Source organism: Methylobacterium oryzisoli (genome assembly GCF_046557895.1).
Lineage (GTDB): Bacteria > Pseudomonadota > Alphaproteobacteria > Rhizobiales > Beijerinckiaceae > Methylobacterium > Methylobacterium oryzisoli.
The window spans coordinates 80,022-102,522 of sequence record NZ_JBKIBX010000004.1 but is presented as its reverse complement, the minus strand read 5'-3'; the positions used below and the strand labels follow the sequence as shown (position 1 = coordinate 102,522).

The window sequence follows — 22,501 nt, the reverse complement described above, 5'->3', positions numbered from 1 at the left end:
GTCCTCGCCGTCAGGGATTGCGCAGGACCGGGACCGACTTCGGGTAGCTCAGGTCGTAGGTCTTGTTGCGGAGGGGGTCGCGCGCCGTCCCCTCGGAGGCGTCGAAGGCGCGCGAGCGCGCGCCCGCCTCGCCGCCGTCATAGGCCATCGGCGAGGCCGGCAGGCCGCGGCTCGGCCCCGCCGACGGATCGGCGCCCGGCACGGGCTCGACCTTGTCGACGGATTGCGCGGCGCCCGGGTCGGTGGCGGCCTTGGCCCTCTCGATCTGGCGCCAGCGGGCGACGTTGCGGTTGTGGGCGTCCAGCGTCTCGGCGAAGACGTGGCCGCCGGTGCCATCGGCGACGAAGTACAGGTCCTTGGTGCGGGAGGGGTTGGCCACCGCTTCGAGGGCGGCGCGGCCCGGATTGGCGATCGGCCCCGGGGGCAGTCCCTCGATCACGTAGGTGTTGTAGGGGGTCGGCCGGTCGATCTCCGAGCGCAGGATGCCGCGCCCGAGCGTGCCGCGCCCGCCGACGAGCCCGTAGACGATGGTCGGATCGGATTGCAGCTTCATCCGCTTCTGCAGGCGGTTGATGAATACGCCCGCCACCCGCGGGCGCTCGTCGGCCCGTCCGGTCTCCTTCTCGACGATGGAGGCGAGGGTGACGAGTTCCTGGGGCGTGCGCACCGGAACCTCCGCGGCCTTGCTGGCCCAGACCCGCTTGAGCACCTCGCCCTGCTTGGCGCGCATGAGCGTGACGATCTTCTGGCGGCTGTCGCCGCGCTCGAACTTGTAGGTGTCGGGCAGGAGCGAGCCTTCCGGCGGAATCTCGTTGAGCTCGCCGGTGAGGATGTCGTTGTCGCGCAGACGCGCCACGATCTGCTCGCTGGTGAGCCCCTCCGGGAAGGTGACGGCGTGCTGGACGGGGCGTCCCTGGATCAGGGTGTCGAGCACGTCGTCGATGCTGGCATGGGCCTTGAAGTTGAATTCGCCGGCCTTGAGGGGCTGCTTGCGGGCGAAGCGCGCGGTGAGTTCGAACAGGGTCGGGTGCGCGATCACCCCCTCGCGCTGGAGCAGGCTCGCCATCTCGCCGACGCCGGAGCGGGCCGGCACCACCACGACCTTGTCGGTGGCGAGCGGGCCCGGCTCGTTGATCTGCCGGTCGATCACGACGAGGCCGAGCATCGCGCCGAGGCCCAGCACGACGAACAGGGTCAGGAACCCGCTCACCGCCGACAGGATGCCGCCGCGCTCGCGCACGGGGGCCGCGGGCGGGGGCGGAGCGGCGGTCGGCTTGATCGCCTCGCTCGGGCTGCGCGGCGCGAGGCGGCTCGGCTGAGCCGGCTCGTCCGGCGCACTCGGCGGCGCGTCGGTCTTTCGCTTGCGGAACATGGCGGTCCTGTCGTGGCGCGACCCTGACGGACGCGCGCTCGCCCGGCATCCGCGCTGGGCCGCCAGACCCTACCAGCCTTTATGGCGAAATGGAGCCGGCACGTGCCGGACGCGACGATTGACGCTGTAACGCGTCAGGTTACAATCCGGACGTGATCAGAAGCTTCCGCAGCAAGGCGCTCAAGCGATATTGGACGCGGAACGATCCGTCCGGGATTCGTCCCGACTGGGCCGCGAGGGTGCGCAGTCTCCTCAACCGCCTGGATGCCGCCGAGCAGCCGGACGAATTGAACACCCCCGGCTCCGGCTTTCACCCGCTCACGGGTGATCAGGCCGGCCGCTTTGCACTCACCGTGTCCCGGAACTGGCGCCTTACCTTCCGGTTCGATCGGAACGATGCGGTCGACGTCGATTTGGAGGATTACCATGGGCGATGACGGCGACGTTCGGCGCAGCCCTGACTTCCCGCCGACCCATCCCGGCGAGATCTTGCGTGATGAGGTTCTGCCTGCACTCGGCATGCCGGTGTCGATCGCAGCAAAGAAGCTTGGCGTGACTCGCCAAGCACTGCATCGCGTCCTGGCCGGCACCGCTGCGGTTTCGCCGGAAATGGCGCTTCGGCTCGGAAAGTTCTGCGGCAACGGCCCGGGCCTCTGGCTCCGCCTTCAGGCCGCCCACGATCTCTGGCACGCGGAGCGCTCGCTTCGGGACGAGATCGCCAAGATCGACACCGAGCGCGCAGCCTGACCGCCTGCGTTCTGGGAAGACCCCTCAGGCCACCCGCCGCAGGATCAGCGAGGCGTTGGTGCCGCCGAAGCCGAAGGAGTTCGACAGGACGACGTCCACCTTGCGGCGCTTGGCCTCTTGCGGGACGAGATCGATCGCGGTCTCGACGGAGGGATTGTCGAGGTTGAGGGTGGGCGGCACGACCTGATCGCGGATGGCGAGCACCGAAAAGATCGCCTCGATGGCGCCCGCGGCTCCGAGCAGGTGGCCGGTGGCGGACTTGGTCGAGGACATCGAGACGCCCTGGGCCTCGCCGATCAGGCGCTCGACCGCCTTCAGCTCCAGCTCGTCGCCGAGCGGGGTCGAGGTGCCGTGCGCGTTGATGTAGTCGATGTCGGCGGGCGCGATGCCGGCCCGCTTCACCGCCGCGCTCATGCAGCGGAAGGCCCCGTCGCCGTCCGGCGAGGGCGAGGTGATGTGGTAGGCGTCGCCCGAGAGGCCGTAGCCGATCACCTCGGCGTAGATCTTGGCGCCGCGCGCCTTGGCGTGCTCGTACTCTTCGAGCACGAGGATGCCCGCGCCCTCGCCCATCACGAACCCGTCGCGGTCGCGGTCGTAGGGGCGGGAGGCCTGCTGCGGCCGGTCGTTGAAGCCCGTCGAGAGGGCGCGGCAGGCGGCGAAGCCCGCGAGCGAGAGGCGGTTGATCGGCGATTCCGCCCCGCCCGCCAGCATCACGTCGGCGTCGCCGAGCGCGATCAGCCGGGCGGCGTCGCCCACGGCGTGCGCGCCGGTGGAGCAGGCCGTCACCACGGCATGGTTCGGTCCCTTCAGCCCATGGGCGATCGACACCTGCCCGGAGGCGAGGTTGATGATGCGGCCCGGGATGAAGAACGGCGAGATGCGGCGCGGCCCCTTCTCGTACAGCGTCACGGAGGCGTCGTAGATGCCCCCGATGCCGCCGATGCCGGAGCCGATCAGCACGCCCGTCGCGGCCTGATCCTCGTAGGAGGTCGGATGCCAGTCCGCGTCGTCGAGGGCCTGCGCGGAGGCCGCCATCGCGTAGACGATGAAGGGGTCGACCTTCCGCTGCTCCTTCGGCTCCACGTAGGCGTCGGCGTCGAAGGCGCCCTCCCCGGCATTGCCGAGGGGGATCGAGCAGGCGATGCGGCAGGGCAGGTCCGAAACGTCGAAGGCCTCGACGCGGGCAGCCCCGCTCCGTCCCTCGATGAGGCGGCGCCACGTGACGTCGACGCCGCTGCCCAGCGGCGTGACCATCCCGAGGCCCGTGACGACGACCCGACGCATCGCGTTATCCCGACCCGATCCCATTGGCGCTTCGCTCGACGCTCCGACGTTCTAGAACTCCCGACCCTCAGGCGGAGTTCTTCTCCAGGAACTTGATCGCGTCGCCGACCGTCTGGATCGTCTCGGCGGCATCGTCCGGGATCTCGACGTTGAACTCCTCCTCGAACGCCATCACCAGCTCGACCGTATCGAGGCTGTCGGCGCCCAGATCGTCGATGAAGTTCGCGTTCTCGGTCACCTTCTCGGCCTCCACGCCGAGGTGCTCGACAACGATCTTCTTCACCCGGTCCGCGATATCGCTCATCTGATGGTCCTCGGTTGGTCTCGTGGAGAGAGCGGGGTGCCGCGCCTAAGCGGGCCTGCCCCGGAAGCTGGTGGTGCGGCCGGTGTCCCGGCCGACGGTGTCGTGGAAAGCCGCGGACGGCCGGACCGTCAATCCCCTTGTACGGCCGGCCGGGTGCTTAACACAGGGATTCCGCCCTGGCGAGAGGTGGTTCAGCACCGGTTCAGGGGGGACGGAGAGGCCGTTCCGTGCCTCAGAGCATCGCCATGCCGCCGTTGACGTGGAGGGTGTGACCGGTGACGTAGCCGGCCTCGTCCGAGGCCAGGTAGACGGCCGCCGCCGCCACCTCCGCGCCCTCTCCGAGCCGGCCCATCGGGACGGCGGCGAGGATGCCCTCGCGCTGCTTCTCGTTGAGCGCGTCGGTCATCGGCGAGGCGATGAAGCCGGGAGCGATGCAGTTCACGGTGATCTTGCGGCTCGCGACCTCGGCGGCGAGCGCCTTGGTGAGGCCGACGAGGCCCGCCTTGGCGGCCGCGTAGTTGCCCTGGCCGGCATTGCCGGTGGAGCCCACCACCGAGCCGATGTTGACGATGCGGCCGTAGCGGCGACGCATCATGCCCTTCACGGCGGCGCGCGACAGCCGGAAGGCGGCCGTCAGGTTCACGGCGATCACGCTGTCCCATTCCTCGTCCTTCATGCGCAGGAAGAGGTTGTCGCGGGTGATGCCGGCGTTGTTGACGAGGATGTCGAGGCCGCCGAGCGCCGCCTCGGCGGCCGGCACGAGGTTTTCCACCGCCGCGGTGTCGGCGAGGTTGGCCTCCACCACGTGGACGCGCTCGCCCCCGAGTTCGGCCTTCAGGGCGTCGAGGGCCTCGCGGCGGGTGCCGGAGATCGCCACGTCGGCGCCCTGCGCGTGGAAGGCGCGGGCGATGGCGCCGCCGAGGCCGCCCGTGGCGCCGGTGACGAGAGCCTTGCGGCCGGTGAGAGCGAACATGCGGTCGGGTCCCGTTCAGAGGCTGAAGGCGGCGATGTCGGCCGGCGTGCCGATGGACGCGGCGGTCGCGCCCGGCGCGGTGCGCTTGACGAGGCCGGCCAGCACCTTGCCGGTGCCGATCTCGGTGAAGGCGTCCACGCCGGCATGAGCCATCGCGGTCACGCATTCGCGCCAGCGCACCGTCCCGGTGACCTGCCGCACCAGCGCGTCGCGGATCGCGGCGGGCTCGCGGATCGGCGCGGCGAGCACGTTGGCCACCACCGGCACCGAGGCGGCGACGATCTCGACCTGATCGAGGGCGGCCCGCATGGTCTCGGCGGCCGGCCGCATCAGGGCGCAGTGGAAGGGAGCGGAGACGTTGAGCATCACGGCCCGCTTGGCGCCGCGGCCCTGCGCCAGCGCCACCGCGCGCTCGACCGCGGCGCGGTGGCCCGAGACCACGACCTGCCCGGCGCCGTTGTCGTTGGCGACGTCGCAGACCTCGCCCTGCTCGGCCTCGCCCGCGATCTCCTCGGCCGCCTCGACGTCGAGGCCGAGCAGCGCGGCCATCGCGCCGGTGCCCACCGGCACGGCGCGCTGCATCGCCTCGCCGCGCAGGCGCAGCAGGCGGGCGGTGTCGGCGAGCGTGAGGGCGCCCGCGGCCGCGAGCGCGCTGTACTCGCCGAGCGAGTGGCCGGCGACGAACGCCACGTCGCGGGCGAGGTCCAGGCCGCGCTCGGCCTCCAGCACCCGCAGGGCCGCGAGGCTCGCGGCCATCAGGGCCGGCTGGGCGTTCGCCGTGAGGGTGAGGTCGTCCGCCGGCCCCTCGAACATCAGGCGCGACAGGTTCTGGCCCAGGGCCTCGTCCACTTCGGCGAAGACCGCGCGGGCGGCGGCGTGGTCCTGGGCGAGGCCGGCACCCATGCCGACGGCTTGGCTGCCCTGGCCCGGAAAGATGAAGGCGCGCGACACGGGAGGTTTCCTGCCCTGCTGACGTTCGGTTGGTTGGGGCGCGCCAGTCGCACCGCTGTCGCCCGCAGTCAAGCGGAGCAGGAGACGATCACGCCTCCTCGACCCCGCACCACTCGGCGACGAACAGCGCCATCGCGGTGGTGATGCGCTTGAGCGAGGACAGGCTCACGCGTTCGTCGAAGCCGTGGATATTCTCGCTCACCGGCCCGTAGCAGAGGGCCGGCACCCGGTCGTAGAGGGCATGCACCCGGGTATCGAGGTAGCCCGCCGTCATGAAGCTCTGCAGGGGCTTGCCGGTGGCGGCCTGGTGCGCGCGGCCGAGCGCGGCTTCCGCCTCCGATCCTTCCGCCAGCTCGTAGCCCTCGGCGAAGAAGCCGTGGAAGGTGACGCGCGGCGGCGCGTTCGACAGGAAGGGATCGGCCCGGGAGAAATCGAGCACAGCGGACTCGATCTCGCGAGCGGCCTCGGCGGCCGTGATGCCGGGATAGATCGCGATACGGCAGTCGATCCGGCACCATGCCGGCACCGAGGAGGCCCAGTCGCCGCCCTCGATGCGGCCGACATTGAGGTTGATCGGGTGCGCCTCACCCTCGAAGTGCGGGCGGCCGGCCTTGGCGGCGTTCCAGCGCTCCTCCAGGCCGCGCAGGGCCGCGATCACCCGGTAGGCGGCGTCGATGGCGTTGGCGCCGGTGCCCATCTCGCGCACGTGGACCGGGCGACCGCGCACCTCGACCTGGAACCAGAGCACACCGGTGTTGGCGCGCACCAGCTTCTCGTCCTCGGGCTCGGGGATCAGCACCGCGTCGGCCCGGTAGCCGCGCAGGTGGGTCATCAGGGCGCCGTTGCCGGTCGATTCCTCCTCGACCACGGATTGCATGGTCACGGTCGCGGCCGGCTGGAGGCCGATACGGCGCAGCGCGTCGAGGACGAACAGGTTGGCGGCGTGCCCCGCCTTCATGTCGGCGCCGCCGCGGCCGTAGAGCCAGTCGCCCTCCACCACCGGATCGAAGGGCGGGTGCGTCCAGAGGTCGGCGGGGCCGGCCGGCACCACGTCGACATGGGCCTGGAGGATCAGCGAGCGGCCGGCCTCGGCTCTCGGCCGGTGGATGCCCACCACGATCGGCGCCTCGGAATGGGCCGGGGAAAACGCCGCCCCGCCCGGATGCGCCTCGATCTGCGCCCGGTCCATGCCGAAGCGATCCATCGCCAGGCCGCGGTCGCGGAAGGCGCGGAAGACGAAATCCTGGATCGCCTGCTCGTCGCCGCGGGTGGAGGGGAAGCGGACCAGGGCCTGGGTGTGGGCGATCTGGTCCTTGAAGCCGTCTTCGACCGAAGCGGCGATCCGGTCGCGCAGCGCGGGATCGAGGGGCATGTCATCTCCGGGTTCTGGGCCAGGCCGTTCGATCCTGGCAGCGATCGGGCCGGTCGCGGACGCGTCCCGCACGGGGGCGGTCGGGGTCACGCCACGGCGATCCGGGCCTCGACGCCGAGCAGGCGGGCCAAGCCCCGCAGGCGGCTGGAGAGGCGGTCGCTCGCGAGCGCGCGCAGATCCTCGGGCAGGCGGAGCACCAGCGCGCCGTCCTCCACCAGGAGCGGGGTGCGCGGCAAGACGCCCTCCATCGCCACCGAGATCGGGAAGGCGACGCGCAAGGCCGCGCCGAGGAGCCGCGCCTGCTCGAACAGCCGGGCGCCCGCGAGCTGGCGCAGCGTCGGGCTCGCCTTCTCGGGGGCGACGCCCTCGTGGCGGAAAAAAACCGACACCGCGAGGTAGGCCCGGCCCGGATGGTCGATGCCCACGAAGGCGCCGTGCGCGATCAGGTTCAGGCTCTGCTCGCCGCGGTAATCCGGATGGGTGCGCCAGCCGACATCGGCGAGCAGGCAGGCGGCGTGGCGCAGGCGGCGCTCGTCGGCGGTCTCGGGCGTGTCGAGGCTCGCCATGAAGGCGTCGGTCCAGTCCTGCAGCTCCGGCCCGTGCCCGGGGCAGCGCGCGCGCATGCGGTTGAGGTCGCTCGCCGCGACGAGGAGCGGATCGAGGCTGCGGCTCGCCGAGTCGAGGAGCTCGTACAGCAGCCCCTCGCGCACCCCTGTGGCCGAGATGGCGATCTCGCGCGGGCGCCCGGTGCGGATGATCTCTTCGAGCACCACCGCCCCGAAGGCGAGGAGCGGCCGGCGGGCCTCCGACACGCTCTCGACGGCGGCGAGCGTCGCCGCATCGACGCTCTCGACCACGTCGAGGAACCGCAGCTCCTCGGCCGGGTCGATGCCGTAGCCGTGCATGACGCGCAGCGGATAGTTGCGGGCGGCCTGCTGCAGGCGCGCGAGCGCCCGCCACGTGCCGCCGACCGCGTAGAAGGTGCGCCCGCGCAGCGTTTCGAGCTGGGGAGCGGCCTTCTTCAGGGTGTCGGCGGCGATCTTGCGCGCCTTCTTGATCGAATTGCCGCTGAGGTCCTGGAGCGCCAGCCCGCCGAGCGGCGTGGTCACGCCCCGACCGACCGCGGCGCCCCGCACGTCCACGAGTTCGAGCGAGCCGCCGCCGAGATCCCCCACCACGCCGTCCGGGGCGTGGAAACCCGAGATTACCCCGAAGGCCGACAATTCGGCCTCGCGCCGGCCGGAGAGGAGCTGGATCGGCTCGCCGCAGGCCGCCTCCGCGGCTTCGAGGAAGGCCGGGCCGTTCTCGGCGTCGCGCGCCGCCGCGGTGGCCAGCACGAAGGTCCGCCCGACCCGGATGGTGCGGCAGAGTTCGCGGAACCGCGCCAGGGCCTGGAGCGCCCGGCGCATCCCCTCCTCGTGCAGCCGCCCCGTCGAGAGGACGTTGCGGCCGAGCCCGCACAGGACTTTTTCGTTGTAGAGCGGCGTCGGCGCCCGGCTGAGGCCCGCATAGGCCACGAGGCGGACCGAGTTCGAGCCGATGTCGATGATGGCGATCGGCTCGCCGGGCTCGACGCGGGCCAGGGCGGCCTGCGCCGGGAACGATGCGGGAGCGGCGGAATGCAGGCCCATCCGGATCCTCGTGCGAGCGGCGAGGGTGGCGAAGGCGGATGCCCGCGCCCTCCCCGGTCGAGGGGCCTTATGGCCGAAAAGGTGCCGCCGTGTCAGCCGCGCTGGGCGCGTCGGCTCAGGGCCCGCGGGCTCGACTTCTTGGACGCCTTCCCGCGGCCGGACAGGCTCGGGTTGGTCATGAAATACTTGTGCGCGTTGAAGGGTTCCTCGCCCTCGGCAGGCTGCACGCGCTCGCTCGCCCCCGAGGCCAGCACGCGCCAGCTCTGCTCGTTATCCAGAAGATTCGCGATCATGATCTGATCGAGCACCTGCTGATGCACGGTGGGGTTGAGGATCGGCAGCAGCGATTCCACCCGGCGGTCGAGGTTGCGGCTCATCAGGTCGGCCGACGAGATGTAGAGCCGCGCCTTCGGGTGCGGCAGGCCCGCCCCGTTGCCGAAGGCGTAGACGCGGGTGTGCTCCAGGAAGCGCCCGACGATCGACTTCACCCGGATGGTCTCGGACAGGCCGGGGACGCCCGGCCGCAGGCAGCAGATGCCGCGCACGACGCAGTCGATCTGCACGCCCGCCTGCGACGCGTCGTAGAGCGCATCGATGATCTGGGCATCGACGAGCGAGTTGCACTTGATCCAGATCGCGGCGGGCCGGCCGGCCTTGGCGTGGGCCACCTCCTCCTCGATGTGCTGGAGGAGGCGCGGCTTGAGGGTGAGCGGCGAGACCGCCATGCGCTCCAGCTCCGCCGGCTCCGCGTAGCCGGTGATGAAGTTGAAGACGCGCGAGACGTCGCGGGCGATCACCGGGTCGGCGGTGAAGAAGGACAGATCGGTGTAGATCCGCGCGGTGATCGGGTGGTAGTTGCCCGTCCCCACGTGGCAGTAGGTCACGAGCTTGTCGCCCTCGCGCCGCACCACCATCGAGAGCTTGGCGTGGGTCTTCAGCTCGATGAAGCCGAACACCACCTGCGCGCCCGCCTTCTCGAGGTTGCGCGCCCAGCGGATGTTGGCCTCCTCGTCGAAGCGGGCCTTCAGCTCGACGAGCGCCGTCACCGACTTGCCGGCCTCGGCGGCCTCGGCCAGGGCCGCCACGACCGGGGAGTTCGACGAGGTGCGGTAGAGCGTCTGCTTGATGGCGACCACGTTCGGGTCACGGGCCGCCTGGGTGAGGAACTGCACCACCACGTCGAAGGATTCGTAGGGGTGGTGGACGATGATGTCCTTCTGACGGATCGCCGCGAAGCAATCGCCGCCGCTCTCGCGGATGCGCTCGGGGAAGCGCGGGTTGTAGGGCTTGAACTTCAAGTCCGGCCGGTCGATCGAGACGATCTGCGACAATTCGTTGAGGGCGAGCATGCCCTCGACGAGGAAGATCGCGTCGACCGGGATCTCCAGCTCGTCGGCCACGAAGGCGCGCAGGTCCTCCGGCATCCCGGAATCGACCTCCAGCCGGATGACCACGCCGCGGCGGCGCTGCTTCAACGCCGTCTCGAAGTGGCGCACGAGATCCTCGGCCTCCTCCTCGATCTCGAGGTCCGAATCGCGCACGACCCGGAAGCCGCCCTGGCCCTTCACGAGGTAGCCCGGGAAGAGGCGGCTGGTGAACAGCACGATCACCTGCTCGATGGCGATGAAGCGTGCCGTGCCGGTCCCGGCGAGATCGGGCAGGCGCACGAAGCGCTCGATCACCGAGGGCAGGCGGATCAGCGCGCGCAGCACCCGCCCGTCGCGGGGCCGCACCAGCATCAGGGCGAGCGTCGAACCCAGATTCGGGATGAACGGGAAGGGGTGCGCCGGATCGATGGCGAGCGGCGTGAGCACCGGGAAGATGTGCTGCAGGAAGTACTCTTCCAGCCACCCCGCCTCCTCGGCCGAGAGGCCGGGCGCCTCCACGAGGTCGATCCCGTGCCGGTGCAGGTCCTCGCGCAGCTCCCGCCAGCGGCGCTGCTGGTCGCGGGCGAGTTCGGACACCTCTGCGCCGATCCGCGCCAGCTGCTCGGTGGGGCTGAGCCCGTCCTGCGAGGGCGTGGCCATGCCGGCCCGGACCTGATCGTGCAGGCCCGCCACCCGCACCATGAAGAACTCGTCGAGGTTGTTGGCCGAGATCGACAGGAAGCGGAGCTGCTCCAGAAGCGGGTGGCCGGTGTTGGAGGCCTCTTCCAGCACGCGCCGGTTGAATTGCAGCCAGGACAGCTCACGGTTGACGAAGCGGGCCGGCTCCTTGCGCAGGGCGCGGCCGGCCGCGACGGCCTCCTGGGCCGCACCGGATTCCACTGCGTCGGCGTCGAGCGCCGTCACGTCCTCCACCCGGTCGAGGATCTCGTCCGGGGCCTCGGCGGTCTTGGCGACGGCTGCGGGTCCAGTCACGGCGGAGCCTCCTTGAGTTCGACCAGTCGCGTGCGGGGTGTGGCGCGGGCGTGACAGGTCAGTTTGACATTTGGATGAAGGGGTGGCGAGGACGTCTCATTCCGGGCCTGCCTCCTCCCCGTCCTGGTCCAGTGCCGCCAGGGTCGCGAGGGCCAGCGGGCGGGTGATGCGCCGGCCGCGGCTCAGGCCCTCGCGATCGAGGATCGCCACCACGTCGCGGGCCCGGCCGAGCGAGCGGTCGAGGCGCAGGGCCAGCGCGTCGATCACGCTGGTATCGACCACGATCTGACGATCCACGAACAGTTTCACAAGGACCGCCCGCAGCAGCGCATCGTCGGGCGGCGCGATGGCCGCGCCGGGTGCGAGCCGCAGGCGCGAGCGCAGGTCGGCCGTCGCGATGCCCCAGGTCTCGACGGGTCCCGACCCGGTGACGACGAGGCCGAGCCCGCGCTCGCGCGCGAGGTTGAGGAGATGGAACAGCGCCGCCTCGTCGCGCCCCGCCGGCCGGTCCGCATCCTCGATCACCAGGGCGGGATGAGCGGCGAGCGCCGGGATCGCCGCGGGCGCGACCGCGGCGGCCGGCAGCGTCACGGCCCCGGCCCGGGCGGCCCAGATCGCCGCGAGATGGCTCTTGCCGCTGCCCGGCGGGCCGGTGAGCACCAGCACCCGGTCGGGCCAGTCGGGCCACGCCTCGATCGCCGCGTAGGCCTCCTCGTTGCTCGGCCCGACGAGGAAATCCTCGGCGCCGAAGCGGGGGTCGACCGGCAGGTCGAGGGCGAGCTGGCGGGGCGTCTCCGACATCTCAGGCCCGCCGCTGCTCGATCTCCGCCACCGGCGGGGCCGGAAGCGGCGGCGCCTCGGCGCGGTAGAGGGCGCTGTCCAGGTAGCGGCGCACGGCGAAGCGGGCGATGACGCCGAGCGCGGCCGCGATCGGCACCGCCAGCAGCAGACCGAGGAAGCCGAACAGGGAGCCGAAGGCGAGGAGCGCGAACATCAGCCAGACCGGATGCAACCGCACGGCGTCTCCCACGAGCTTGGGCTGGATGACGTTGCCCTCCAGGAACTGCCCGGCCAGGAAAACCCCGAGCGTCGCGAGGATCCACGTCCAGTCCGGCCAGAACTGGACGATCGCCACGCCGATCGAGAGCAGGAAGCCGGTGAGCGAGCCCACATACGGGATGAACGTCAGGAAGCCGGCGATCATCCCGATCAGCACACCGAAATTCAGGCCGATCAGCCACAGGCCGACCGCGTAGAAGGTACCGAGGATCAGGCAGACGAGGCTCTGGCCGCGGATGAAGGCGGTGATGGCCTGATCGATCTCGCGCGCGAGCGGGCGCACCGTGTCGCGGTGCCGGGGCGGCACCCAGCCGTCCACGACGGCGATCATCCGGTCCCAGTCGACGAGGAGGTAGAAGGCCACCACCGGCGTGACGACGAGGAGCGACAGGATGCCGATGATCGCCTGGCTGCCGGTCCAGAGCGAGCCCAGCACGTTGACGAGCCACGAGCCTGCGGCGCCGACGAGGCGACCGACCATGGATTGCAGGTCCTGCAGCGTCCCGGTGCCGCCCACTTGGTCGAGCAGGTGCCCGGCGTGGTCGGCGATGATGGCCTGGATGCGCGACACGGTGGCGGGCATCGAGGCGGCGAGCGCGCCGATCTGGCGGGCGGCGAGCGGCACCGCGATGATCAGCATCAGCACCAGGCCGAGGACGAACACCGCCAGGATGATCAGCGTGGCGGCGAGCCGGCCGATGCCGAGCCGCTCCAGCCGGTCGGCCACCGGGTCGAGCATGTAGGCGAGCGCCGCGCCGGCCACGAACGGCAGCAGGACGTCGCGCAGCAGGTAGAGCAGGAAGATCACGACCGCGAGTGCGGCCAGCGCGACGGCGGCCCGGCGCTGGATCGGCATCACTCATCCCTCCGCCCGGGCGCCCCCTCGCGCCGTCCGGGTCGAGATAGGGAGCGGGGCTCCCTTCGGTCAAGCAAGCGCGACCGGTCAGCCGGCCATGTGGCGCAGCCAGATCACCCCGTAGACCGCCGCCGAGCCCGCCGCGAGGGCCGCCACCAGCACCGCCGCCCAAGCCTCGAACGGGCCGCCGTCGATGCCGAAGGCGCGCAGGCCGAGGATGCCGCCCGCGAAGACGATCTGCGCCGCCGTGTTGAGCTTGCCGATCATGAGCGGGCGGATGGCGAGGCGCCGGTCGAGGAGCCAGGAGACGATGATCGCCGCCACCACCATCGCGTCGCGCGACACCACCACGATGGCGAGCCAGCCCGGCACCACGCCCGTCACCGCGAGGGTGACGAAGATCGAGACGAGGAGCGCCTTGTCGGCGAGCGCGTCGAGATAGGCCCCGAGTTCGCTCTTCATGTCGAAGCGGCGCGCCACCCAGCCGTCCACGGCGTCCGACAGGCCCGCCACCGCGAAGCCCGCGAAGGCGAGCCCCCAGGCGCCCTGCTGGATCATCGCGATCACGAAGGGCACGAGGACGAGGCGGCCGATGGTGATGAGGTTCGGGAGCGTCATGCCCCAGGGTTACGGGATGGCGCGCCCGCGATGAAGCCCCCTGGCCCGGCCTGCTGCCGAGCGCGGGCCGGGCGCGCCCGACTCGCGGCCGGGCGCAGAAGCCGCTACAGGGGAGCCGGTTCGGGTCCAGGCGGGATCGAGGGTGATGACGGGCGAGCGCGGGCTGACCTATGCGGAGGCCGGGGTCGACATCGACGCGGGCAACGCCCTCGTCGAGGCGATCAAGCCCCTGGTGCGGGCCACGCGCCGGCCGGGCGCCGATGCGGAGATCGGCGGCTTCGGCGGTCTGTTCGACCTGAAGGCGGCCGGGTTCCGCGACCCGATCCTGGTGGCGGCCAACGACGGGGTCGGCACCAAGGTCAAGATCGCCATCGAGACCGGGCGGCACGACACGATCGGCATCGATCTCGTGGCGATGTGCGTCAACGACATCATCGTGCAGGGCGCCGAGCCGCTGTTCTTCCTCGACTACTACGCGACCGGCAAGCTGGTGCCGGGAATCGGCGCCGCCATCGTGCGCGGCATCGCCGAGGGCTGCCGGCAGGCGAACTGCGCGCTCATCGGCGGCGAGACCGCCGAGATGCCGGGCCTCTACGAGGGCCAGGATTACGACCTCGCGGGCTTCGCGGTCGGGGCGGCCGAGCGCGGCGCGCTGCTGCCGGCCCCCGGCATCGCCCCCGGCGACCTCGTGCTCGGCCTGCCCTCCTCGGGCGTTCACTCGAACGGCTACTCGCTCGTGCGCCGGATCGTCTCGGCCGCCGGCCTCGGCTACGACGCGCCCGCGCCCTTCGCCGCCGGGCAGACCCTGGGCGAGGCGCTGCTGACGCCGACCCGGATCTACGTGCGCCCGCTGCTCGCGGCCCTGCGGGCGACCGGCCCCGGCGCCATCAAGGCGCTGGCCCACATCACGGGCGGCGGCTTCCCGGACAACCTGCCGCGCGTGCTGCCCGACGCCGTCGGCATCGACCTCGACCTCGACGCGGTGGCCGTGCCGCCGGTCTTCGGCTGGCTCGCCCGCACCGGGAACGTGGCGCCGCAGGAGATGTTGCGCACCTTCAACTGCGGCATCGGCATGGTGGCGGTGGTCGATGCCGCGCGGGCCGATGCCGTCGAGGCGGCCCTGCGCGAGGCGGGCGAAGCGCCGGTGCGGCTCGGCCGCATCACCCCGCGGGCCGAGGCGCCCGTGACCTTCGCGGGCACGCTGCGCCTGTGACGCACCCGCCCGACGCCCCGCGCATGGCGGTGCTGATCTCGGGGCGCGGCTCCAACATGGTCTCGCTGCTGCGGGCGGCCGCGCAGCCCGGCTTCCCGGGCCGCTTCGTGCTCGCGCTCTCGAACCGCCCGGAAGCGGCGGGGCTGGCGCATGCGCAGGAGGCGGGCCTCGCGGCCGAGGCGGTGGACCACCGCGTCTACGCGGACCGCGCCGCCTTCGACGCCGCACTCGATGCGCGGCTGCGCGCCCACGCCATCGACCTCGTGGTGCTGGCGGGGTTCATGCGGGTGCTGACGCCGGGCTTCGTGGAGGCCTGGTCGGGGCGGATGCTCAACATCCACCCCTCGCTGCTGCCGCTGTTTCGCGGCACGCACACCCACGCGCAGGCCCTGGCGGCGGGCGTGCGGCTGCACGGCTGCACGGTGCACTTCGTGGTGCCCGAACTCGATGCCGGGCCGATCGTCGCGCAGGCGGCCGTCCCGGTCCGGCCGGACGACGATGCCGAGACCCTCGCCGCCCGGGTGCTGGCCGAGGAGCACCGGCTTTACCCGGCCGCTCTCGCCCTGGTGGCGTCGGGCCGGGCGCGGCTGGAGGACGGGCGCGTGGTGTTCGCGCCGGAGGCCGGCTGCGCCGCGGGCGCGCTCCACTCCCTGCCCGTCTGACCGGTTCGGGCGCGTTCCGGGACGGGCCGGAGTGATTCGCGGCAAGCACGCGTTAACGAAACTTCGTCATGGTGGTGGATGTCTCCGACCGATCGCGCGGGATGTTTCGGGAGCCCGCCCCCGTCGTCGGCTCCTAGCTCCTGACGAGGCTTCGATGATGGTCCTGCGTACCCCCCGCCCCACCCCTGCCGGTCTGCTCGCCGTGGCGCTCGGCGGCCTCGCCCTGTTCGGCTGGGGCTCCTTCGCCCTCACCGCCTCGAACCAGCGCAGCCTGACGACCGAACTGGCCAGCGTGCGCGGCGAGCGCGACGCGCTCCAGAGCTGGCAGAAGCAGTTCAAGGACGCCGAGGCGGAGCTGCGCGACGTCCAGGGCCGGATCGCCGCCGCGCGCGACGAGGTGGTCCAGACCAGCGCCGCCCGCGAGAAGGCCAAGGCGCAGCTCGCCGCCACCCAGCGCGATCTCGCCGCCGTGACCAAGCGCCTCGACCAGGCCCGCGACAAGGTGGCCCAGACCGGCAGCCTCCCCGCCCAGGACCCGGCCAAGAAGCCGGCGGCGCGGTGAGGTGAAGGCACGGACCGGACCCCGGTACTCCGGGTCGGATCGTCGTGCCTTGCAGGAGACCGCGCTCGTCGTCGTTGTCGCGACCCTGACGATCAGGGCGCGGGATCGCTCTCCCGTGCGGGCCAGGGCCTGAACGACAGTGATACCAACGGCCCAGGATGCTGACGCATCGGGCCGTTGAATAATCTCGAATTTTCGACATCAAGCCCAGAAATCCGAGATCCTGGGCTTGACGAAAATTCGAGAGCGGAACCAACGGTCATTGGAAATGACCGTTGGTATGAGTCCCTGGCCCAGTGGGCGCCGGCCGGCAGGGCGGAGAAGCGCTCCCAACCGCGCGCGGTGACCTCGGGACCGAGGGCGTGTTGGGAGCGTTCCAGCCGCCATGGCGGGCCACGATCCAGTTCAGCCACGAGAGATGGCCGACGGGATGAGGATCGCGCAGGCGCTGCGTGCGACCCTCGCACACGCCCCCAGCTCCGGTGCAGGACGAGGCCGGGATTGCGGCCGTTGCCGGCTGGCCCCAGGCCATGGCGGCCCGTCGCGGCGGGGGTGAAGCTGATCTCGCTGGTGTCCTGCCGGCCACGATCGAACGCTCGGCGCAGGCCCGGGCGCGCCGTGCAGGCGTGCAGGATGGCGCGCCAATCGGTGCAGGGCGAGGAGGTCGCGGGACGCCGTTCCGGCTTGGCTGTCGCCCACCGTGCTCAGCACCACGCTGCCGGCCGTGACGATCCGCTCGAACAGCCACGCGCCGCGCGCTTCGGTGTGCACGTCGCCGACCCCGGTCCCTGCATCGGCCGTCTCCGCTGACCCGCAAAGACGCCCAATTCGCCGCAACCGGAGCATGTCCGCACAGGCCATCGCCCGCACGGGAGTGGGGTTCCCCGCGCCACGCTGGGCGCAGTGGGCATGGCGTCGCCCGGGCAGACGAGGGATTGCCGCGAGCTGCACGACGATCGATCAGCGCGGCCCGCTCAGGATGGTGAGCATGCGGGTGAAGCGCTCGCCCGCCGCCTGGACGTGGTCGATGATCGTCAGATCGAGTTCGTCCAGCGACAGCGCGTCCGCGTCGCCGAGCGGCGCCCGGGCGAGGCGCGTGGCCCGCAGGCGGTCGGCCAGGAAGACCGCGAGCGCCCGGTAAAAACGGGCGCCGAAACCCTCGTCCTGATCGAGCTTGTCGCGCAGCGCGGGGTAGTCGAGGAAGAGCGCGAGGCTCTCCCCGCGGGCCGTGATGGTGGCCGAGGCCGGGCCGGTATCGACCAGCGACATCTCGCCGACGATCTCGCCGACTCCGAGCCGCGCGATCTCGCCGTGCGCCTCGCCCGTGACCACGAACTCGCCGTCGAGGAGCAGGACCAGGGCCTCGGGCTGCCGGCCCTCGCGGATCACCACCTCGCCGTCGGCGAGCCGCCGCCGCGTGCCCGTGCGAGCCATCCAGGCGATGTCGCCGTCGGTGAGGAAGCCGAAGATGTAGAGCACCTTGCGCATGCGGAGCCCCTACAGCAATTGCCGGCGCGTGAAGTCGAGGAAGACGCCCGCCGCGCTGCTCAGCGCCTCGTAGGTCCCCTCCTGCACGATCTTGCCGTCGACCAGCACCACGATGCGGTCGGCCTCGCGCACCGTGCTCAGGCGGTGCGCGATGACGAGCCGCGTGACGTTCAGCGCGCCGAGCGAGGCGCTGACGACCGCCTGGGAGCGGTTGTCGAGGGAACTCGTCGCCTCGTCGAGGAGCAGGATCCGGGGCCGGCGCGCGATGGCGCGCGCGATCAGCAGGCGCTGGCGCTGGCCGCCCGAGAGGGTGTTCACGCCCTCGGCCACCAGGGTGTGCATGCCCATTGGCATGGCGCGGATGTCGCCGTCGAGGGCGGCGAGGCGCGCGGCCTCCCAGGCTTGGTCGAGCGAGAGGCGCACGCCCCCGCAGATGTTGTCGTAGAGGCTGCCGGTGGCGAGCCGCCCGTTCTGGAGCACGACCCCGAGCTGGCGGCGCACCGCGCTGGTGTCGAGCGTGTCCAGCGACTTGCCGTCGTAGAAGACGGCGCCGGATTCCGGTCGCTCGAAGCCGAGCAGCAGGCGAAACAGCGAGGACTTGCCGCTGCCGGACGGCCCGACGATCGCCACGTACTCGCCGGCCGCGACCCGCAGCGACACCGCGTCGAGCACAGGCGGCCCGCCCGGCTGATAGCGGAAGGTGACGCGCGAGAGTTCGAGCGCCCCGGCGAGTTCGCCCGGCGGCTTGCGCTCGTCGGAGATTTCCGCCGCCTGCGTGATGAGGGGCTTGAGCCGGGTGAGGTGGGGGATCGCCACCAGCGATTCGCTCACCCCCGAGGCCCAGGAGCCGATGGCGCCCATGGTCTGGCCGAAGGCGGCGAAGAAGGCCAGGAACGCGCCGAGGTTTTCGGTCAGCGTGCTGCCGGTGGCGGAAGCCGCGGCGAAGATCACGATGGTGGCGAGCGGCGTGTAGGCCGATTCCACCACTTCGAGCAGGTTGGCGGTGCGCTGCGAGGCGATGAAGTGCCGCCGCTGGTCGGCGAAGTGCCGCGACCAGACCGCCAGCGCCCGCACGGTGGCGTCCGCCACCTTGAGCTTGCCGATGCCCGACAGGAATTGCAGCACCAGCCCCGAGACCTTGCCCTGCACGGCGAAGTGCCGGCCCTCGTGGTAGAGGCGCAGGCCGCTGGTGGCCATGATGATCAGGCCGCGCAGGACCGCCAGCACCACGGCGATCAGCGCCAGCGTCGCGTCGTAGACCAGCATCAGGGCGATGCTGAACCAGCAGAACGAGCCCGCCACGAGGCTGCGCAGGGTCCGCCCGGTGAGGATGCGCCGCACCGCGTCGATCCCGAGCGAGCGGTCCACGAGGTCGCCCACCGTGTAGTCGCGGAAGAGCGAGGCCGGCAGCCGCAGCAGGCGGTCGATCATCGCGGCCTGGAGCTTCCAGTCGATCACCCCCTCGACGCGCAGCATCGCCAGCCCCTCCACGGTCTGCACCCCCGCCGTGGCGAGCGCCGTGATGGCGAGCGCGATGGCGCAGACGAGGAGCTGGTCGAGTTCGCTGCGCGGGATCACCGAGTTGACGAGCGCCTGGGTGATCAGCGGCGAGACCATCGTCAGCAGGCCCATGAGCGTGATGGGCAGGACGATGCGCAGCACGTTGCCCTGCGCGGCGTGGCGGAGGACGAAGGCGAGGAGGTCGCGAAAGCCGAGCGGGCGCGAGGGCAGCGTCGGATAGAAGCTCGCGGCCTCGGGATGGAGCTCTTCCGCGAGGCGCCGGTCGACCACCCGGCGCCGCCCGCTGCCGGGCTCGACGAGGACGTAACGCCGGGCCTCGCGCAGCAGCGCCACGGGCGCGCGCGCCTCGCCCTGCCAGGCGAGGAGCGGCCCGGCATCCTGCCGCCACCAGTCGCCGCGCAGCAGGGTCTGGCGGACCCGCAGGCGCGACGAGCGGGCGATCTCGATCACCTCGGAAAAATCCTCGCGCGCGGCGCTGCGGCCGGGCGGGCGCACGATGAGCGCCGGGATGGTCTCGGCGACGATCCGGCAGGCGGCGAGCAGCGGGTCGGCCGGGTCGGCCGCCGCCGGCGCGCGCGCCGGCCGCCGGACCACGATCCCGGCGAGGCGGTCGAACAGCTCGACCCGGCGGGCAGTATCGAGATCGGCGCGGCGGGCCAGCCGCTCCGCCTCGCGGGCCGGCCGCTCCACCACTTGGTCGTGGAGCCGATCGAGCGCGACGGCATGGAAGCGGTCGAGCGCCGCCCAGGTGACGGCGGCATCCGGCGCGGGCGCGGGCACGAGGCGACTTCCCTCCGGGCCGGCCTCGATCCAGACGCCTGCGGCGAGCGGCACGGGCGGATCGCCCGGCGCGATCTCCGGCCCGGCCCCCATCAGCCGGGCGCCGCCCGCCGCGACGCTCACCCAGGCGAGCGCCCGGGCCGGGCCGCGGCGGCGCGCGCCAGGCTCGATCTCCATCTCGCCGCCCTCGGCCTCGCGGATGTCCCAGGCCGGGTTCGGGCCGGCGATCACCCAGGCGAGCCGCATGAGCCAGCCCTGGACGAGGTCGAGCCGGTCGAAGGTTTCCCGGGGCGAGGCCTCCGCCTCGGTGTCCGGCCCGCCCACCGCGATGATCGCGAGGCGCCCCTCGCCGTCGGCGCGGTCCGGCATCGGCGCGATGATCTCGCCCGGTTCGACGCGGAAGAGGTGCTCGCGGGCGCTCTCGCCGATTCCGTCCGGGGTGAACCGCACCGCGAACAGGTCGGCATAGCCTGCCGTGACCTCCAGCACCGGGCCGGCCGTGTCGAGGCGGCGGGGCTCGCGCCCGTCGAGGACGAGGCGCCGGGTCAGGGCGGCCTCGCCGGGGGCCGGGACGGGGCGCAGCCGGGCGTCGCTCATTGCTGGGCCACGAGGTCGGCGTAGGCGCCGCCCTGCGCCATCAGGTGCTCGTGCGTGCCCCGCTCGGCCACCCGCCCCTGCTTGAGCACGATGATCTCGTCGCAGTCGCGGATCGTCGAGAGCCGGTGGGCGATGATCACGCAGGTGCAGCCGCGCCGGCGCAGATTGTCGTCGATCGCCTTCTCGGTCACCGGGTCGAGGGCGGCCGTGGCCTCGTCGAGGACGATCACCGAGGGGTTCGCCACCAGAGCGCGGGCGATCTCGATCCGCTGGCGCTGGCCGCCGCTGAAGTTCGTGCCGCCCTCCAGCACGTGGCAATCGTAGTTGCCGGCCCGGGTGGCGATCTCGGCGTGGATCGACGCGTCCTTCAGGGCCAGCGACAGGTCGGGCTCGGCCACGGTGGGGTCCCACAGGGTCAGGTTCTCGCGCGCGCTGCCCTCGAACAGGAAGATGTCCTGGTCCACGTAGGCGACCGAGTTGGCGAAGACGTCGCGCGGGATCTCGTCGAGCCGGCGGCCGTCGATGCGCACCTCGCCGGACCACGGCTTGTAGAGGCCGCAGATCAGGCGCCCGAGGGTGGATTTCCCGCTGCCCGACAGGCCGACCAGCGCCACGCGGCGGCCCGGCTCGATGGTGATCGACAGGTCCCGGATCAGCGGCGGCTCCAGGATCGAGTAGCCGAACTCGATGCCCACGAGGTCGATCCGGCCGACGAGCTTCGGCGGCACGGCATCGGCGGGCTTCGGCCGGTCGAGCGGATAGTTGTAGACGTCCTCCAGCCGCTCCAGACCGCCCTTGATGGTCTGGATGCTGCCCACTTGGTTGACGAGGCCGGTGATCGGCTCGGAAAAGCTCGCCATCAGCGACTGGAAGGCGACGAGGCCGCCCAGCGTCAGCGAGCCCTCGATCACCCGCAGGCCGCCGAGCCCGAGGATCGCCGCCAGCGTCAGCCCCGAGAGCAGCGTCGGCACCATGTCGAGCAGGATCGACGAGGCGCCGAGTTCCTGCTCGGCGTTGAGCGACTTCGCCTGGATGCCGGCCCAGTGCCCGAAGGCCTCGTCCTCCAGCCCGCTCGCCTTCAGGGTCTCGATGGTCCGCACCGCGCCGATGGTGCTGCCGATGAGCTTGCCCTGTTCGAGGGCGAGGCTGCGGCTCAGGTCCTCGCGGCGCTGGCCGATCAGCTTCAGCGCCACGACGTTGACGAGCGAGAGCGCGACGCCGATCGCCGTGAGGAGCACGTCGTAGACCGCCATCGCGGCGGCGAAGAACATCACGGAGGTCAGGCCCAGCACGTTGCTGACCACGCCGCCCGAGAGCAGCCGGGCGATCTGCTCGTTGGCCGCGACCCGGCTGGCGATGTCGCCCGCGTGGCGCTGGGCGAAGAACTCCATCGGCAGCGACATCACGTGCCAGAGGAAGCGGCTGATCATCACCACGGCGAGCTTGGTCTGCAGGCGCAGGAGCAGCGATTGCTGCAGGGCCGTCACCCCGGCGCGAAACAGGGCCGTGAGGCCCATGCCGATGAGGAGCGGCGTGAGCCAGCCGGTGGTGCGCTGGATCAGGATCTCGTCGATGAAGATCTTGGTGAAGCCCGGGATGACGATGCCCGGCACGATGAGCGCGAGGCTGACCGCGATCACCAGCGCCACCGCGGCGCGCGAGTTCGCGAGTTCGCGCAGGAGCAGGCGCAGGCCCTGGGGCTTTTGCCCGAAGGGCCGGAACGCCTCGGTCGGCTCCATCGCCAGCGCCACGCCCGTGAAGGCGAGGTCGAGCTCCATCATGTTGAGCCGGCGCCGGCCCGATGCCGGGTCGTTGATGTAGACGCGGTCGCCGTCGATGCCCTCCAGCACCACGAAGTGGTTGAAGTTCCAGTGGATGATGCAGGGCATCGGCAGGTCGCCAAGCGTCGTCGGCTCCTTGCGGAAGCCCTTGGCGGCGAAGCCGAAGCCGCGCGCCGCCTTGACGATGTTGCTGGCCTTGCTGCCGTCGCGGGAGACGCCGCAGGCGACGCGCAGCTGTTCGAGCGGCACCCAGGCGCCGTGATGGGCGAGCACCATCGCGAGCGCGGCCGCGCCGCACTCCACCGCCTCCATCTGGAGGATGGTCGGCGTGCGCTTCACCCGCCCGCCGCCCGGCCACCCCGGCACCATC

General features: G+C 71.9%; 19 protein-coding genes. 5 read left to right on the top strand and 14 right to left on the bottom strand.

The genetic code is table 11. The features are described 5' to 3' along the window. Positions 1-10 precede the first annotated feature (10 nt). Positions 11-1,372 (bottom strand): endolytic transglycosylase MltG, encoded by a 1,362-nt coding sequence (gene mltG, locus ACKUB9_RS06035; RefSeq protein WP_407520200.1) that lies wholly within the window; start codon positions 1,370-1,372, stop codon positions 11-13. 152 nt (positions 1,373-1,524) lie between these two features. Between mltG and ACKUB9_RS06030 the strand changes: the two genes are divergently transcribed. Then, positions 1,525-1,809, top strand: coding sequence for a type II toxin-antitoxin system RelE/ParE family toxin (locus tag ACKUB9_RS06030; protein WP_407520198.1), 285 nt, complete (start codon positions 1,525-1,527; stop codon positions 1,807-1,809). After that, entirely contained in the window at positions 1,799-2,119 is a 321-nt protein-coding gene (locus ACKUB9_RS06025) for a HigA family addiction module antitoxin (RefSeq protein ID WP_407520196.1), read from the top strand. The genes ACKUB9_RS06030 and ACKUB9_RS06025 overlap by 11 nt, the downstream gene beginning before the upstream one ends. A gap of 24 nt (positions 2,120-2,143) precedes the next feature. Here the strand turns inward: ACKUB9_RS06025 and fabF are convergent, their stop codons facing one another. The 10 genes from fabF to ACKUB9_RS05975 form a co-directional block, all read right to left on the bottom strand. Beyond that, positions 2,144-3,403 carry a beta-ketoacyl-ACP synthase II gene (gene fabF, locus ACKUB9_RS06020; RefSeq protein WP_407520194.1) on the bottom strand — a complete coding sequence of 420 codons (1,260 nt, stop codon included), beginning with the start codon at positions 3,401-3,403 and terminating at the stop codon, positions 2,144-2,146. A 67-nt stretch (positions 3,404-3,470) separates the two neighbouring features. Then, entirely contained in the window at positions 3,471-3,707 is a 237-nt protein-coding gene (locus ACKUB9_RS06015) for an acyl carrier protein (RefSeq protein WP_238235754.1), read from the bottom strand. 232 nt (positions 3,708-3,939) lie between these two features. Continuing rightward, positions 3,940-4,680 carry a 3-oxoacyl-[acyl-carrier-protein] reductase gene (gene fabG, locus ACKUB9_RS06010; protein WP_407520192.1) on the bottom strand — a complete coding sequence of 247 codons (741 nt, stop codon included), beginning with the start codon at positions 4,678-4,680 and terminating at the stop codon, positions 3,940-3,942. 15 nt (positions 4,681-4,695) lie between these two features. Beyond that, entirely contained in the window at positions 4,696-5,631 is a 936-nt protein-coding gene (fabD, locus tag ACKUB9_RS06005) for an ACP S-malonyltransferase (RefSeq protein WP_407520190.1), read from the bottom strand. An 88-nt stretch (positions 5,632-5,719) separates the two neighbouring features. Further along, positions 5,720-7,003: an ArgE/DapE family deacylase gene (locus tag ACKUB9_RS06000; RefSeq protein WP_407520188.1), complete on the bottom strand. Its 1,284-nt coding sequence runs from the start codon at positions 7,001-7,003 to the stop codon at positions 5,720-5,722. 86 nt (positions 7,004-7,089) lie between these two features. Continuing rightward, positions 7,090-8,634, bottom strand: coding sequence for an exopolyphosphatase (gene ppx / locus ACKUB9_RS05995; protein ID WP_407520186.1), 1,545 nt, complete (start codon positions 8,632-8,634; stop codon positions 7,090-7,092). A 92-nt stretch (positions 8,635-8,726) separates the two neighbouring features. Further along, on the bottom strand, positions 8,727-10,994 hold the full coding sequence (locus ACKUB9_RS05990) for an RNA degradosome polyphosphate kinase (protein WP_407520184.1): 2,268 nt from the start codon (positions 10,992-10,994) through the stop codon (positions 8,727-8,729). 96 nt (positions 10,995-11,090) lie between these two features. Continuing rightward, positions 11,091-11,795: a P-loop NTPase family protein gene (locus tag ACKUB9_RS05985; RefSeq protein WP_407520182.1), complete on the bottom strand. Its 705-nt coding sequence runs from the start codon at positions 11,793-11,795 to the stop codon at positions 11,091-11,093. 1 nt (position 11,796) lies between these two features. Next, positions 11,797-12,909, bottom strand: a complete 1,113-nt coding sequence (locus ACKUB9_RS05980; RefSeq protein WP_407520180.1) for an AI-2E family transporter — start codon at positions 12,907-12,909, stop codon at positions 11,797-11,799. An 87-nt stretch (positions 12,910-12,996) separates the two neighbouring features. Further along, positions 12,997-13,527 (bottom strand): CDP-alcohol phosphatidyltransferase family protein, encoded by a 531-nt coding sequence (locus ACKUB9_RS05975; protein WP_407520178.1) that lies wholly within the window; start codon positions 13,525-13,527, stop codon positions 12,997-12,999. 145 nt (positions 13,528-13,672) lie between these two features. Here ACKUB9_RS05975 and purM point away from each other — a divergent pair, with 145 nt between their 5' ends. The 3 genes from purM (at position 13,673) to ACKUB9_RS05960 (ending at position 15,964) form a co-directional block, all read left to right on the top strand. Beyond that, positions 13,673-14,740 (top strand): phosphoribosylformylglycinamidine cyclo-ligase, encoded by a 1,068-nt coding sequence (gene purM, locus ACKUB9_RS05970; protein ID WP_407520176.1) that lies wholly within the window; start codon positions 13,673-13,675, stop codon positions 14,738-14,740. Next, positions 14,737-15,402: a phosphoribosylglycinamide formyltransferase gene (gene purN / locus ACKUB9_RS05965; protein WP_407520175.1), complete on the top strand. Its 666-nt coding sequence runs from the start codon at positions 14,737-14,739 to the stop codon at positions 15,400-15,402. Before purM ends, purN begins: the two co-directional genes overlap by 4 nt. Before the next feature lie 154 nt (positions 15,403-15,556). Next, the gene (locus ACKUB9_RS05960; RefSeq protein ID WP_407520174.1) at positions 15,557-15,964 is read left to right on the top strand and encodes a hypothetical protein; all 408 of its coding nucleotides are present in this window, start codon (positions 15,557-15,559) and stop codon (positions 15,962-15,964) included. Positions 15,965-16,924: 960 nt separating this feature from the next. Here ACKUB9_RS05960 and ACKUB9_RS05955 read toward each other — a convergent pair. Genes ACKUB9_RS05955 through ACKUB9_RS05945 form a run of 3 tightly spaced genes read right to left on the bottom strand, consistent with a single transcriptional unit; the run spans position 16,925 to position 22,500 of the window. Further along, complete coding sequence (locus tag ACKUB9_RS05955) at positions 16,925-17,452, bottom strand: cyclic nucleotide-binding domain-containing protein (protein WP_407520173.1); 528 nt, start codon at positions 17,450-17,452, stop codon at positions 16,925-16,927. Positions 17,453-17,461: 9 nt separating this feature from the next. Further along, positions 17,462-20,350: an NHLP bacteriocin export ABC transporter permease/ATPase subunit gene (locus ACKUB9_RS05950; RefSeq protein WP_407520172.1), complete on the bottom strand. Its 2,889-nt coding sequence runs from the start codon at positions 20,348-20,350 to the stop codon at positions 17,462-17,464. Further along, entirely contained in the window at positions 20,347-22,500 is a 2,154-nt protein-coding gene (locus ACKUB9_RS05945; RefSeq protein WP_407520469.1) for an NHLP family bacteriocin export ABC transporter peptidase/permease/ATPase subunit, read from the bottom strand. The genes ACKUB9_RS05950 and ACKUB9_RS05945 overlap by 4 nt, the downstream gene beginning before the upstream one ends. Position 22,501: the final 1 nt, after the last annotated feature.

Bases quoted from the DNA above. Each gene is read 5' to 3' on its own strand.
- ACKUB9_RS05980 (WP_407520180.1), bottom strand. From the start codon at position 12,909: ATGCCGATCCAGCGCCGGGCCGCCGTCGCGCTGGCCGCACTCGCGGTC.
- ACKUB9_RS06025 (WP_407520196.1), top strand. From the start codon at position 1,799: ATGGGCGATGACGGCGACGTTCGGCGCAGCCCTGACTTCCCGCCGACC.
- ACKUB9_RS05955 (WP_407520173.1), bottom strand. From the start codon at position 17,452: ATGCGCAAGGTGCTCTACATCTTCGGCTTCCTCACCGACGGCGACATC.
- mltG (WP_407520200.1), bottom strand. From the start codon at position 1,372: ATGTTCCGCAAGCGAAAGACCGACGCGCCGCCGAGTGCGCCGGACGAG.
- fabG (WP_407520192.1), bottom strand. From the start codon at position 4,680: ATGTTCGCTCTCACCGGCCGCAAGGCTCTCGTCACCGGCGCCACGGGC.
- fabF (WP_407520194.1), bottom strand. From the start codon at position 3,403: ATGCGTCGGGTCGTCGTCACGGGCCTCGGGATGGTCACGCCGCTGGGC.
- ACKUB9_RS05950 (WP_407520172.1), bottom strand. From the start codon at position 20,350: ATGAGCGACGCCCGGCTGCGCCCCGTCCCGGCCCCCGGCGAGGCCGCC.
- purM (WP_407520176.1), top strand. From the start codon at position 13,673: ATGACGGGCGAGCGCGGGCTGACCTATGCGGAGGCCGGGGTCGACATC.
- ACKUB9_RS05945 (WP_407520469.1), bottom strand. From the start codon at position 22,500: ATGGTGCCGGGGTGGCCGGGCGGCGGGCGGGTGAAGCGCACGCCGACC.
- ACKUB9_RS06015 (WP_238235754.1), bottom strand. From the start codon at position 3,707: ATGAGCGATATCGCGGACCGGGTGAAGAAGATCGTTGTCGAGCACCTC.
- ACKUB9_RS06000 (WP_407520188.1), bottom strand. From the start codon at position 7,003: ATGCCCCTCGATCCCGCGCTGCGCGACCGGATCGCCGCTTCGGTCGAA.
- ppx (WP_407520186.1), bottom strand. From the start codon at position 8,634: ATGGGCCTGCATTCCGCCGCTCCCGCATCGTTCCCGGCGCAGGCCGCC.
- ACKUB9_RS05985 (WP_407520182.1), bottom strand. From the start codon at position 11,795: ATGTCGGAGACGCCCCGCCAGCTCGCCCTCGACCTGCCGGTCGACCCC.
- ACKUB9_RS05960 (WP_407520174.1), top strand. From the start codon at position 15,557: ATGATGGTCCTGCGTACCCCCCGCCCCACCCCTGCCGGTCTGCTCGCC.
- ACKUB9_RS05975 (WP_407520178.1), bottom strand. From the start codon at position 13,527: ATGACGCTCCCGAACCTCATCACCATCGGCCGCCTCGTCCTCGTGCCC.